Annotated in this window: 12 protein-coding genes; 10 read left to right on the plus strand and 2 right to left on the minus strand. The window is 69.1% G+C overall.

The genetic code is table 11. The features are described 5' to 3' along the window. Window positions 1-47: 47 nt before the first annotated feature. On the plus strand, window positions 48-1148 hold the full coding sequence (gene zapE / locus ACG04R_RS10725; protein ID WP_394409397.1) for a cell division protein ZapE: 1101 nt from the start codon (window positions 48-50) through the stop codon (window positions 1146-1148). Next, the gene (locus tag ACG04R_RS10730) at window positions 1148-1738 is read left to right on the plus strand and encodes a hypothetical protein (protein ID WP_394409400.1); all 591 of its coding nucleotides are present in this window, start codon (window positions 1148-1150) and stop codon (window positions 1736-1738) included. Before zapE ends, ACG04R_RS10730 begins: the two co-directional genes overlap by 1 nt. A gap of 12 nt (window positions 1739-1750) precedes the next feature. Here the strand turns inward: ACG04R_RS10730 and ACG04R_RS10735 are convergent, their stop codons facing one another. After that, on the minus strand, window positions 1751-2521 hold the full coding sequence (locus tag ACG04R_RS10735) for a PP2C family protein-serine/threonine phosphatase (RefSeq protein WP_394409403.1): 771 nt from the start codon (window positions 2519-2521) through the stop codon (window positions 1751-1753). A gap of 63 nt (window positions 2522-2584) precedes the next feature. Here ACG04R_RS10735 and ACG04R_RS10740 point away from each other — a divergent pair, with 63 nt between their 5' ends. After that, a complete protein-coding gene (locus tag ACG04R_RS10740; RefSeq protein ID WP_394409406.1) occupies window positions 2585-2788 on the plus strand; it encodes a YdcH family protein in 204 nt (67 codons plus the stop codon). Continuing rightward, on the plus strand, window positions 2775-4826 hold the full coding sequence (locus ACG04R_RS10745; protein WP_394409409.1) for a DNA repair helicase YoaA: 2052 nt from the start codon (window positions 2775-2777) through the stop codon (window positions 4824-4826). The genes ACG04R_RS10740 and ACG04R_RS10745 overlap by 14 nt, the downstream gene beginning before the upstream one ends. A 171-nt stretch (window positions 4827-4997) precedes the next feature. Here the strand turns inward: ACG04R_RS10745 and ACG04R_RS10750 are convergent, their stop codons facing one another. Beyond that, window positions 4998-5840 (minus strand): outer membrane protein assembly factor BamD, encoded by an 843-nt coding sequence (locus ACG04R_RS10750; protein WP_394409412.1) that lies wholly within the window; start codon window positions 5838-5840, stop codon window positions 4998-5000. Window positions 5841-5883: 43 nt separating this feature from the next. Between ACG04R_RS10750 and ACG04R_RS10755 the strand changes: the two genes are divergently transcribed. From ACG04R_RS10755 to pilW, 6 genes are all read left to right on the plus strand, one after another. Then, window positions 5884-6903 (plus strand): RluA family pseudouridine synthase, encoded by a 1020-nt coding sequence (locus ACG04R_RS10755; protein WP_394409415.1) that lies wholly within the window; start codon window positions 5884-5886, stop codon window positions 6901-6903. Between the two features lie 320 nt (window positions 6904-7223). Next, complete coding sequence (gene scpB, locus ACG04R_RS10760; protein ID WP_394409418.1) at window positions 7224-8045, plus strand: SMC-Scp complex subunit ScpB; 822 nt, start codon at window positions 7224-7226, stop codon at window positions 8043-8045. 6 nt (window positions 8046-8051) lie between these two features. Then, on the plus strand, window positions 8052-9998 hold the full coding sequence (locus ACG04R_RS10765; RefSeq protein ID WP_394409421.1) for a pseudouridine synthase: 1947 nt from the start codon (window positions 8052-8054) through the stop codon (window positions 9996-9998). Window positions 9999-10081: 83 nt separating this feature from the next. Next, window positions 10082-10507: a nucleoside-diphosphate kinase gene (ndk, locus tag ACG04R_RS10770; RefSeq protein WP_394409424.1), complete on the plus strand. Its 426-nt coding sequence runs from the start codon at window positions 10082-10084 to the stop codon at window positions 10505-10507. A gap of 41 nt (window positions 10508-10548) precedes the next feature. Beyond that, on the plus strand, window positions 10549-11658 hold the full coding sequence (rlmN, locus tag ACG04R_RS10775; protein WP_394409427.1) for a dual-specificity RNA methyltransferase RlmN: 1110 nt from the start codon (window positions 10549-10551) through the stop codon (window positions 11656-11658). 20 nt (window positions 11659-11678) lie between these two features. After that, entirely contained in the window at window positions 11679-12464 is a 786-nt protein-coding gene (gene pilW / locus ACG04R_RS10780; protein WP_394409430.1) for a type IV pilus biogenesis/stability protein PilW, read from the plus strand. The last annotated feature ends 18 nt before the right edge of the window (window positions 12465-12482 follow it).

Raw genomic sequence — 12482 nt, forward strand, 5'->3', positions numbered from 1 at the left:
AAGGGGCGGCCGAACAGTCGCCCCTTTTTTCGTGATGACCTCTCCGAATGACGTCCGTTAGCGACCTCTACCAGCAGACCCTCGCCGAGCGCGGCTTCACCGCCGACGAGGCACAGCTGCGCGCCATCACGGCCTTGCAGCGCTGCCAGGACGAATGGGAAGCCTACAAGGCCCGCCGCAGCAACGCGGTGACCAAGTTGCTCGTGCGCCCCCCCATCCCGCGCGGCGTCTACATGTACGGCGGCGTGGGCCGCGGCAAGAGCTTCCTGATGGACTGCTTCTTCCAGGCCGTGCCGCTGACGCGCAAGACGCGGCTGCACTTCCACGAGTTCATGCGCGAGGTGCACCGCGAGCTGCAGGAGTTGAAGGGCATCGCCGACCCGCTGGAGGAACTCGGCAAGCGCATCGCGCGGCGCTTCCGGCTCATCTGCTTCGACGAGTTCCACGTCGCCGACGTGACCGACGCGATGATCCTGCACCGGCTGCTGGACGCGCTGTTCCGCAACCGCGTCAGTATTGTCACGACGTCCAACTTCCACCCCGACGAGCTGTATCCGAACGGCCTGCACCGTGACCGCATCCTGCCCGCCATCGAGCTGCTGAAGGCCAACCTGGAAGTCATCAACGTCGACGCCGGCACCGACTACCGCCGCCGCACGCTGGAGGACATGAACCTCTACCTGACGCCGCTGAACGAGGCCAACGAAGCCGCACTGACCGCCGCCTTCGACTCGCTGGCCGAGGCGCAGGACGAGGACCGCAAGCTGATGATCGAGCACCGCGCGATCTACGCGCGGCGCCGCGCCGGCGGTGTCGTCTGGTTCGATTTCGCCACGCTCTGTGGTGGCCCGCGCTCGCAGAACGACTACCTGGAGCTGGCCAGCCAGTTCCACACCGTCATCCTGTCCGACGTCCCCGAGATGCCTGTGCGCCTGGCCAGCGAGGCACGCCGCTTCACGTGGCTGGTGGACGTGCTGTACGACCGCCGCGTGAAGCTCATCATTTCGGCGGCGGTGCCCGCCGAAGCGCTTTACACCGAAGGACCGCTGGCGCACGAGTTCCCGCGCACCGTGTCGCGCTTGCAGGAAATGCGCTCCGCGGAGTACCTTGCGCTGGCCCGACGCGAAGTCGATACCTCGCTGACCTGATGAGCCCGCTGCTGATCCTGCTTGCCGCCACTGCCGCCTCGGCCCCGCTGAGCCCGCCCGCCACCCGCGCCGAGGTTGCGGCCCAGCGCGCTGCCGTGGAGCAGCAGTTCGTCCGTGAGAAGGCCGAGTGCGAGCAGCGCTTTGCGGTCAGCGCCTGCCTGGACGAGCTGCGCCAACGCCGCCGCGACGCGCTCGCGCCGCTGGTCAGGCACGAGCACGAACTGGCTGCCGAGGAGCGCCGCGACCGCGCCGCTGCCCAGGCGCAGCGCGTGAAGGAGCGCGAGCTCGCAGCGGACCAGGGCCAGCACCACGAGCGCTTGGTGACCGCGCAGCCCGCTGTACCTCCGAAGACGCCGGCGTCGCACGCGGTCCGGGCGCGCAGCGAGGAAGAGGTGGCGCGCGAGCAGGCGCGAGCGGCCAACCAGGCCGCGGCCGAGGCGGCTCAACGTCGGGAGCGCGCGCAGGCGCGCGAGGAGGCCATGCGCCAGCGCATCGCCGAGCACGAGGCCCGGCAGAAGAACCGCACCAAGCCGCTTGCCAAGCCGTTGCCGCTGCCCAGCGCTTCGGCGGCTTCTACGCCGGCGAATTAGGGCAGGCCCTGGTCAGTCGAGGTTCTCGAGCTTGACGATGGCGAGGGAGAGGTTGTCGCCGCCGCCACGCGCGCGCTGACGCGCCTTGCTCACCAGCAGCTCGGCCGCTTCGCGCGGTGGCAGGCTGTAGAGCACGCTGCCCAGTTCCTGGGCGGTGAAGTAGTGCCACAGCCCGTCGCTGCAGCACATCAGCGTGTCGCCCACCTCCAGGCCTTCGAAGTGCTCCGACGTGGACGTCGGGTCCTGCACGGTACCCAGGCAGGCGGTCAGCAGGTTGCTCTGCGGGTGCGAGCTGGCTTCGGCTTCGGTCAGCTGGCCCTCGTCGACGAGGCGCTGAACGTAGGAGTGGTCCATCGAGCGCTTCACGAGGCGCGCGCCGCGGAACCAGTAGATGCGGGAGTCGCCGGAGTGAATCCAGTGCGCGCTGCGGTCGCTGCTGACGACGAAGCCGGCGATGGTGCTGTGCGGCTCCTCCTCGGCGGAGATGGCCGTCAGCTTGATCATCAGATGCGCTTCGGACGTGATCTGGCCCAGCAGCTCGGCGGGCGATTCGTCGTCGGGCGAGTAGCGCTCGAACAGCTGGCGTGCGGTCAGGATGACCTGGTCGGCGGCCTTGCGCCCGCCGCTCTTGCCGCCCATGCCGTCGGCCACGATGCCCATCACGCAGCCCTCGATGCGGGGGTGGGCGATGACGGCGACCTGATCCTGCTGATAGGCGCGGTCGCCGCGATGCGTGCCGGTGGCGGCGGTGAGTCGGAATCCGACGGCGGAGGAGGTAGCCATGACGAAAACTATACTGGCCCGCTCGTTTCGGCTCCCTGGCGCCCCGCTCTCGTAAACCCCGCAATGGATGAACAACTTCACTCGTTGACGCGGCGGCTCATCGAGTTGCGCATCGAGCACGCCGACCTCGACGCGATGATCGACCGCTTGGTCGAGCAGGCGCCCGTGGACGAGTTGGCACTCCAGCGGCTGAAGAAGCGCCGGCTGGCGCTGCGCGACATGATTTCCCGGCTCGAAAACACCGTGGAGCCCGATGACCGAGCCTGACCTCGACGACTGGCTCGACGCCCTCGATCAGGCCACCCCGCCCGCACCGCCCGACGCTGACGAACTTGAGCAGGCCGTGCTGGCCGCGTTCGACTTCGACGGTCCGCTGGCGCGGCTGGATGCCGGCTACAAGCCGCGCCAGCCGCAGCTGCAGATGACCCGTGCCGTCGCGCGCGCGCTGAGCCGCCGCCAGCCGCTGGTCGTCGAGGCCGGCACCGGCGTCGGCAAGACTTTCGCCTACCTCGTGCCGACGCTGCTGGCCGGCAGCCGTGCGCTGATCAGCACGGCGACGAAAAGCCTGCAGGACCAGCTGTTCCTACGCGACCTGCCGCGTCTCACCAAGGCGCTGAACACGCCCACGCGGTTGGCACTGCTGAAGGGGCGCAGCAGCTATCTATGCCTGCACCGCATGAAGGAGGCGCGCGTGTCCGGCGAGTTCCCGGACCGCCGCACGGCGCTGTCCCTGGCGCGCATCGAGCGCTGGGCGCTCGGCACGGCGACCGGCGACTTCGCCGAGATCGATGGCCTGGACGAGCGCTCGCCCATCATCCCCATTGTTAGCTCCAGCCGCGAGAACTGCCTGGGCCAGGAGTGCCCGGACTGGAAGGGCTGCTTCGTCGTCAAGGCGCGGCGCGAGGCGATGGAGGCCGACGTCGTCGTCGTCAACCACCACCTGTTCTTCGCCGATGTGACGCTGCGCGACACCGGCGTGGCCGAGCTGCTGCCCAGCGTCGAGATCGCCGTGTTCGACGAGGCCCACCAGCTCGCCGAGGCTGGCGTGCAGTTCCTCGGCACGCTGCTGGGCACGGCGGCGCTGATCGACTTTGCGCGCGACATGCTGGCCCAAGGGCTGGCCCACGCGCGCGGCGTGCACGACTGGCAGGGCCTGCACGCCGGCGTCGAGAAAGCTGCGCGCGAACTGCGCCTGGCCGCGGCCGGCCCGCTGGCCACGGCCGGCCGCGAGCTGCGCGGCACGCTGAAACTGGGCTGGAAGGAGCGGGCCTCACAGCCGGCCTTCGGTGCGGCGCTGGCAGGCGTGCAGGCGGCCTGCGAACAGGCGCTCGAGGCACTGACCGCCGTGAAGGAAGCGGCGCCGGACTTCGCGCGGCTGTGCGAGCGGGCCCAGCAGCTGCGCGACCTGGCCAAGCAGTTCTCCGTCGACCCCGACCCCGGTGACGTGCGCTGGATCGACATCAGCCCGCACGCGGCCCGCCTCGTCGAGTCGCCGTTGGACATCCGCGATGCGATGCAGCAGCAGCTGGAAGGTCCTTCCAAGGCCTGGGTGTTCACATCGGCGACTCTTGGGGACGACGAGGGGTTGACGTGGTTCACCGAGCCGGCCGGCCTCACTGGCGCCGAGATCCTGCGCGTCGGCAGTCCGTTCGACTACCCGGCCAACGCGCGGCTGTACGTGCCGCGCGGCTTTCCCAAACCATCCGAGCCGACGCATCCGCCCAGCGTCGCTCTGCTCGCGTCACGCCTCGCGCGCGCGCTGGGTGGCCGCACCTTCGTGCTGACGACGACGCTGCGCAACCTGCAGACCGTGGCCGACGCGCTGCGCGAGCGCTTCGAGGAGGCGGGCGACGCCATCGCCGTGCTGCAGCAGGGCGCCGCGCCCAAGCGCGTGCTGCTGCAGCGTTTCATCGACAACCCGGCGTCGGTGCTGGTCGGCTCGGCCAGCTTCTGGGAAGGCATCGACGTGCCCGGAGACGCGCTGCAGTGCGTCGTCATCGACAAGCTGCCCTTCCCGCCGCCCAACGATCCGCTCGTCGAGGCGCGCGTGCAGCGCCTGGAGGCCGAGGGCCGCAATGCCTTCTCCGAGTATTTCGTCGCCGAGGCCGCGATCGCGCTGAAGCAGGGGGCAGGACGCTTGATCCGCACCGAGACCGACCGGGGCCTGCTGGTGGTGTGTGACCCGCGCATGGCCGGCATGAACTACGGCCGCCGCCTGCGCGCCGCGCTGCCGCCGATGACGCCGGTGGCCAATGAGGCCGAGGCGCTCGAGTGGCTGCAGCGCTTGAATGCAGAACGGGCCTAGCAGGCCCGTTTGATGTCCTCGGCTGGCTTTCGGGCCGAGCGCCGGGCCGCTCCCAAGCCGGCCCGTCAGGCGATGTGCTTGCGGCTCAACGCCGCGAGCATCGTCGTCCCCTCGGGGGACCGACTGGGCTTGCCCGCGTTCAGCGCGGCAAGACCAGGCGAGGGGCTCACATCAACCCCAGAACTTCCAGAGCATGTACCAGGGCTTCTTTTTCTTCGCGCCGCCGTTGGAGGCGAACTCGCTGTCGGGGAAGTTCTTGTCCAGCACGCGGCGCGCGTCGTCGCGCAGCTGGGTCAGGCCGAGCTTGTCATAGCTCTCGCTCATGATGAAGAGCGCTTCCTCGATACCAGGTGCGTACTGGAACTCGGACACCGCCGCTTGCGCGCGGTTGGCCGCGGCGACGTAGGCCTTGCGGTTGTAGTAGTAGCGCGCCACGTGGATCTCGTAGGCGGCCAGCGTGTTGGTGATGAAGTTGATGCGCGTCGTCGCTTCGGCCGCGTACTTGGAGTCGGGGAACTGCTCGACGAGCTGGCGGAAGGCCAGCAGCGCTTCACGCGAGGCCTGCTGGTCGCGCTCGGCGACGTCCTGGTTGGCCAGGCGGCCGAACAGGCCCAGGTCTTCGTTGAAGTTGACGATGCCCTTCAGGTAGAGCGCGTAGTCCATCGCCGGGCTGGACGGGTTGAGCTTGATGAAGCGGTCCAGCGTCGTCACGGCCTGGGCGCGCTCGTTGGTCTTGTAGTAGGCCCAGGCGACGTCCAGCGTGGCCTGCTGGCCCATCGTCGTGCCGGCGGCGCGGCCTTCGATCTTCTCCAGCGTCTTGATGGCGCGGTCGTAGCTGCCGGAATTCAGGTCGTCCTTGGCGTCTGCATACAATTTGTCCAGAGCGGCCTGGGAGTTCGGGTCCTCTTTCGGCGAGGAGCCGCAACCGCTCAAGCCCAGTGCAAGAGCCATGGTGAAGGCGCCGAGAAGGGCGCTGGAGTACGCGCGGCCGGCCTGGAATTTCTCAACAAACATGGCTGAAGCTGGGGCGGCGGTGCCGGCCCGGTCACACTGAACAATGGACGCGGAGTATAGGGCGGGGGGTCTGCCGGACCCGGAAGACGAGTCGGGCGAGTTTGCGTCCGAGGTGCCGGAGCGCCGTGCCGCCGAGGTGGACGCCGCAGGCCATGGAGAACGCCTGGATCGCTGGCTGACCGGCCTGGCGCCGGAGTTCTCGCGCAACCACCTGCAGGCGCTCATCGAGCGCGGCTGCGTTACGGCCGATGGCAAAACTTTACTCAAGCCGGCCCTCAAGCTGCGCGCCGGTCAGCGTGTCGAGGTCGAACTGCAGCCGACCGACGAGAGCCGCGCCTTCCGCGCCGAGGCGATGGCGTTGGCTGTCGTCTTCGAGGACGAGCATCTGGCCGTCATCGACAAGCCGGTCGGCCTGGTCGTGCATCCGGCGCCGGGCAACTGGTCCGGCACGCTGATGAACGGCCTGCTGGCCCGCCACCCGGCCGCCGCGACGCTGCCGCGCGCGGGCATCGTGCATCGCCTGGACAAGGACACCAGCGGGCTGATGGTCGTCGGCAAGACGCTGGAGGCCGTCACCGCGCTGAGCCGCCAGATCGCCGCCCGCGAGGTACACCGCGAATACCTGGCGCTGGCCTGGGGCCGCGCCGAGGAGGCCTTCGTCGTCGAGCAGGCATTGCGCCGTGACCCGGTGTCGCGCGTGAAGATGGCCATCGCGCCGGCCAACCTCGGCAAGCCGGCGCGTACGGACGTCTTCCCGCTGGGCGTGGGCGAGGTGAAGGTGGGTGTGCAGAGCCGGCCCGTCAGCGCCGTGCATTGCGTGCTGCACACCGGCCGCACGCATCAGATCCGCGTGCACCTGACCCACAGCGGCCACCCGCTCGTGGCGGACACGCTGTACGGTGGCGTGCCCGCGCTGGGCCTGACCCGCCAGGCGCTGCACGCGGCGCGGCTGTCGTTCGAGCATCCGGTTACGGGCGAGGCGCTCGCGCTGGTCGCGCCGCTGCCCGCCGACATGGCCGCGGCGTGGGCCGAGATCGGCGCCGGAGCGCTTCCTGAAGGATGACAGGCCCCCACGCGAACTGCCCCCGAGGGGGCGCTTCGGAGACCACGGGCGGCCGGGCGCCGCCGACATGGCTACAATGTGCCTCGGTTGATGTGCCCAAGCGCTGTTGTCCGAAGTGGCTGCAGCCCGTCGCGGGATCGAAGTCCTCCCGGAAGCCGCCAACCATCACAGGTGCGCCCGCCTGGCCCGTTGGAGGCCACAGGCCGCGCCCAGTGCAAGCAAAGACCCGCTCCGCCCGCCTGACGAACGCTTGATGGATAAGCGTCCAGACCCGGGGCCAACGCCAGAGCTCTACCCATTGAGGGTGCGAAGTTGAGTTCATGAACACCCAGGATGCCAAGCGCGTCCTTGAAACCGCGCTGATCTGTGCCTCGCAGCCGCTGACGCTGCGCGAGATGCGCAGCCTGTTTGCCGACGAGCTGGGCGCCGACAGCGTGCGCAGCCTGCTCGATGAGCTGTCCCGTGACTGGGATGGTCGCGGCGTGGAGCTGGTGGCGCTGGCCTCGGGCTGGCGCTTCCAGAGCCGCCCGGAGCTGCGCGAGTTCCTCGATCGGCTGCATCCCGAGAAGCCGCCGCGCTACTCGCGCGCCGTGCTCGAGACGCTGGCCATCATTGCCTACCGCCAGCCGGTCACGCGCGGCGACATCGAGGACATCCGCGGTGTCGTCGTCGCCAGCCAGATCGTCAAGCAGCTCGAGGACCGTGGCTGGATCGAGGCGATCGGCCACCGCGAGACGCCCGGCCGCCCGGCGCTGTACGCGACGACCAAGTCCTTCCTCGATGACCTCGGCCTGGCCAGCCTGGAACAGCTGCCGGCCCTGGAAGTCGGCAGCGAACCGCCGGCCTTCGAGGCGCTGCAAGGCCAGTTGCTGGCCGATGCCGACGAGACGCCGGTCGAAGCGCCTGCCGAGCTGCCGGCAGAAGCGCCTGCCGAAGCACCGGTCGAAATGCCGGTCGCCTTGCAGGCCGAAGCAGCGCCCGAGGTGCCGGCTGAAACCCCGGCCGATGTGCCCGTCGAAGCCGTTGAGCCCGCCGAGGCGCCTGCGATGTCGCAGAGCCTGTTCGGTGCCGACGGTACCCCCGCCCTCCCGAATTCCGATCCCTTCGATCCCCTCCCTTCCGCCCCCGCAACACCTGCCTGAATCCGCATGAACGACGCCGCCGATCAAGACAAGCCCCTGTCCAACGCCGCTGACGCTGAAGCGCCCGCCGCACCCAAGCGCCGCCGCACGACGGCCAAGGCCGCCACCGAGGCGGTCACGCCCGAGGCTGCAGTGGAAGCCGCCGAGCCTGCTGCTCCGGTGAAGCGCACGCGCCGCAAGGCCGAGCCGGTGGCGGAAGCCGCCCCTGCCGAGGAGGCCTCGGCGCCGGCCCGCAAGCGCGCGCCGCGCAAGACGGCCGCTGCTGCGACGGTGGAAGAGGCCGCGCAGGCGCCGTTGTTCGAGACGCCCGCGCCTGAAGCTGCGCCGGCACCTGCGCCGATCTTCACGCTGGGCGAGGAAGCGCCCGCCGTGGGGGCGGATGCGGGCGGGGATGACGGCGAGGATGGCGAAGGTGAAGGCGATGGCGGCGAGGACGGCGAACGTGGCGGCCGCAGCCGCAACCGCCGCCGCAACCGCAAGGAGCGAGCCGAGCGCCAGGCGGATGCGCCTGCAGCTGCCGGTGGTGCGAACGATCTGTCCGGCCCGATCCTGGCGCCGGAACTGGTGGAAGCCGCGGGGGCGCGCTTCGCTGACGTGCTGTCGGGCAACCTGGACGCCGAGTCCGAAGGCCCGGTGGGTGAGTTGCCGACGCTGCGGCCCGAGCCGGACGAGCAGGCCGAGGGCGACACCAAGCGCGTGCTGGCGCCCGACGCCGATGCGCCCAAGCTGCAGAAGGTGCTGGCGCAGTCCGGCATCGGCTCGCGCCGAGACATCGAGGAGTGGATCGCCGAGGGCAAGATCGAGGTGAACGGCGAGGTCGCCCACGTCGGCCAGCGCATCTCGTTCGGCGACCGTGTGAAGGTCAACGGCAAGGACGTGCGCGTGCGCATCTCGCCGCCCAACCCGCGCATCCTGGCGTATCACAAGCCTACCGGCGAGGTATCGACCTTCAATGACCCCGAAGGCCGCCCGACCGTGTTCCGCACGCTGCCGCGCGTGCAGGGCCAGAAGTGGCAATCCGTTGGTCGCCTGGACATCAACACCGAAGGCCTGCTGCTGTTCACGAACTCCGGCGAACTGGCCAACCAGCTGATGCATCCGCGCTTCGGCGTCGAGCGCGAGTACGCGGCCCGCGTGCTGGGCTCGCTGAGCGACGAACAGCGAGCCAAGCTGCTGGAAGGCGTCAGCGTCGACGGCCAGACGGCCGCGTTCAAGGCCATCGAGGACGGCGGCGGCGAAGGCGCCAACCGCTGGTACCGCGTGACGATCACCGAAGGCCGCAACCGCGAGGTGCGCAAGCTGTTCGAGGCGGTCGGCATGGTGGTCAGCCGGCTGATCCGCATCCGCTACGGCACCGTCGTGCTGCCGCGCGGCCTCAAGCGCGGCGTCTGGGTGGAGCTGGGGGACGACGACGTGCGTGTCATCCGCCGCCTGGCGGGTCACACGTCCAACAGTGGCCAGGGGCAGGTCCAGCAAGGCCAGGGCAAGGGCCAGCAGCAGCAACAGGGCGGCAAGAACGACCGCAACAAGCGTCGCAACGATGACCGCCATGCCGGCGTCGGCCCGCGTCCCAGCCGTCCGCAGGAGCCGCAGCAGCCGCGCCCGCAACGCGAGGAGCGCGCCCAGCGCCGGGATGACGACGACGAGGACGACGGCTTCATCCCGCACCACGTCAATCCGCTGGAGCAGACTTTCGACCGCCGTCATGCGACCGGCGGCAAGCGCGGCCTGCCGATGGGCTTCGGCGCCGGTGGCAGCCAGCAGAACGACCGGCCCAGCAAGGGTGGTAACAAGGGCAATGGCCCGCGCGAGCCCGATCCGATGCAGACCTCGATCGGTTACATCGGCGGCGATGCCTACCTGCGCCGCGGTGGTGGTGGCGGCGGCAACCGTGGTGGCAAGGGCGGTGGCGGTGGAGGCCGTTCCGGCGGTGGCTACGGCGGCCGCCGCTGACGCGGACCGCAAGGCGCAACTGGGGTCATCCCCGAGCGCTACAATCGCAGGTTTTGTCCAATACACCTCATCAGGAGAACTCCATGGCCATCGAACGCACCCTGTCCATCATCAAGCCCGATGCCGTGGCGAAGAACGTCATCGGCCAGATCTACGCCCGCTTTGAAGGCGCCGGCCTGAAGATCGCCGCTGCCAAGCTGGTCCAGCTGTCGCGCGGTGAAGCCGAGCAGTTCTACGCTGTCCACAAGGCTCGTCCGTTCTTCAACGACCTGGTGAACTTCATGATCTCCGGTCCGGTCATGATCCAGGTGCTGGAAGGCGAGAACGCCATCCTGAAGAACCGTGAGCTGATGGGCGCCACCGACCCGAAGAAGGCCGAGAAGGGCACGATCCGCGCCGACTTCGCCGACAGCATCGACGCCAACGCCGTGCACGGCTCCGACGCCGCCGAAACGGCTGCCGTCGAAGTGGCGTTCTTCTTCCCCGGCCTGAACGTTTACAGCCGTTAAACCCCTAACGGGGTCGGGAGACCCCGGCCCAGGAAGTTCGTATGGACGCGGTCAACCTGCTCGGTTTTGATCTGCCAGGCTTGGCCGCCTACTGCGAGCAACTGGGCGAGAAGAAATTCCGTGCGACCCAGCTGTTCCGCTGGGTCCACCAGAAGGGCGCGTCGGACTTCGACCAGATGTCCGACCTCGCCAAGTCCCTGCGCGACAAGCTCAAGGGCCGCGCCCGGATCGCCGCGCTGCCGGTGATCTCGGAGCACGTGTCGAGCGACGGCACGATCAAGTGGCTGTTCGATGTCGGCGCCGGCAATGCCGTCGAGGCGGTTTTCATTCCCGAAGACGATCGCGGCACCCTCTGCATCTCCAGCCAGGCGGGTTGCGCCGTTGGCTGCCGTTTCTGCTCCACCGGCCACCAGGGCTTCAGCCGCAATCTGACGACGGCCGAGATCACGGCCCAACTGTGGTTCGCCGAGCATTCACTGCGCAAGCGCCAGAACACCGACGAGCGCGTCATCTCCAACGTGGTGATGATGGGCATGGGCGAGCCGCTGCAGAACTACGACCAGCTCGTGCCGGCGCTCAAGACGATGCTGGACGACCACGGCTATGGCCTGAGCCGCCGCCGCGTGACTGTGTCGACTTCCGGCGTCGTGCCGATGATCGACCGGCTGCGGGAGGACTGCCCCGTTGCGCTGGCCGTCAGTCTGCATGCACCGACCGACCCGCTGCGCGACCAGCTCGTGCCGCTGAACAAGAAATACCCGATCACCGAGTTGCTGGACGCCTGCAACCGCTACCTCGAGAAGGCGCCGCGCGACTTCATCACCTTCGAGTACTGCATGCTGCAGGAGGTGAACGACTCGCCCGAGCAGGCCCGCGAGCTGGTGAAGCTGGTAAAGAACCGTGTCAATTGCAAGATCAATCTGATCCCGTTCAACCCGTTCCCGGCGTCGGGGCTTACGCGCAGCACCAACCCGCGCGTGCAGGCCTTCGCCGAGGTGCTGATCCAGGCGGGCATCGTGACCACCGTGCGCAAGACGCGCGGTGACGACATCGATGCCGCCTGCGGCCAGTTGGCCGGTGAGGTGCAGGACCGCACCCGCGCGCATATCCGCATGGTCAGGGCACCCGTGACGGTGGCCAAATCCAGTTGATGCCACCCGTCGAGGATTTGATGAAGCGACTGCTGATCGTTCTGTCCGCCGCCCTGCTCGCCGCCTGCGCCAGCAACGGCGCCGCGCCCACCGCCGACCGCGAGATCAAGACCGACTCCGACCGGACCGACGCCGACCGCCGCGCGGCGATCCACCTGGAGCTGGCTCAGGGCTATTTCTCGCGTGGCCAGTTCCCGACGGCGCTGGACTCGCTCAAGCTCGCGCTGCAGGCCAAGCCCGACATGCGCGAGGCCGTCAACCTGCGCGGCCTGATCTATGCCGCGATGGGCGATCTCCAGCTTGCCGAGGACACCTTCCGCCGCGCGCTGGCCATCTACCCGAACGACCCCGACACGCTGCACAACTACGGCTGGTTCATGTGCCAGCAGCAGCGCTGGCAGGCGGCCGACTCGCTGTTCGACCAGGCGCTGGCCCAGTCCACCTACCGCGCACCGGCGCGCACGCTGCTGGCCAAGGGCGTCTGCGAGGCCCGCTCGGGCCGCATGCTGCTGGCCGAGAAGACGCTGCTGCGCGCCTTCGAGCTGGACCCCGCCAGCCCGGTCGTGGCCGTCAACCTGTCCGAAGTGCTGTATCGCAACCACGAGCTGGAGCGCGCGCGCTTCTACATCAAGCGCGTCAACGACCAGCCCGAGCAGGTCAATGCGCAGAGCCTGTGGCTGCAGCTGCGCGTGGAGCGCCAACTGGGTCACGCCGGCATCGTCGACGACCTGGCCCTGCTGTTGCGCCGCAAGTACCCTCAGGCCCCCGAAACCCAGGCGCTGGACGCCGGCCGGTACGAAGACTGAGCCGCTTCGCGGCCCCAC

This window comes from Pelomonas candidula (genome assembly GCF_043555985.1).
Classification (GTDB): domain Bacteria; phylum Pseudomonadota; class Gammaproteobacteria; order Burkholderiales; family Burkholderiaceae_C; genus Pelomonas; species Pelomonas candidula.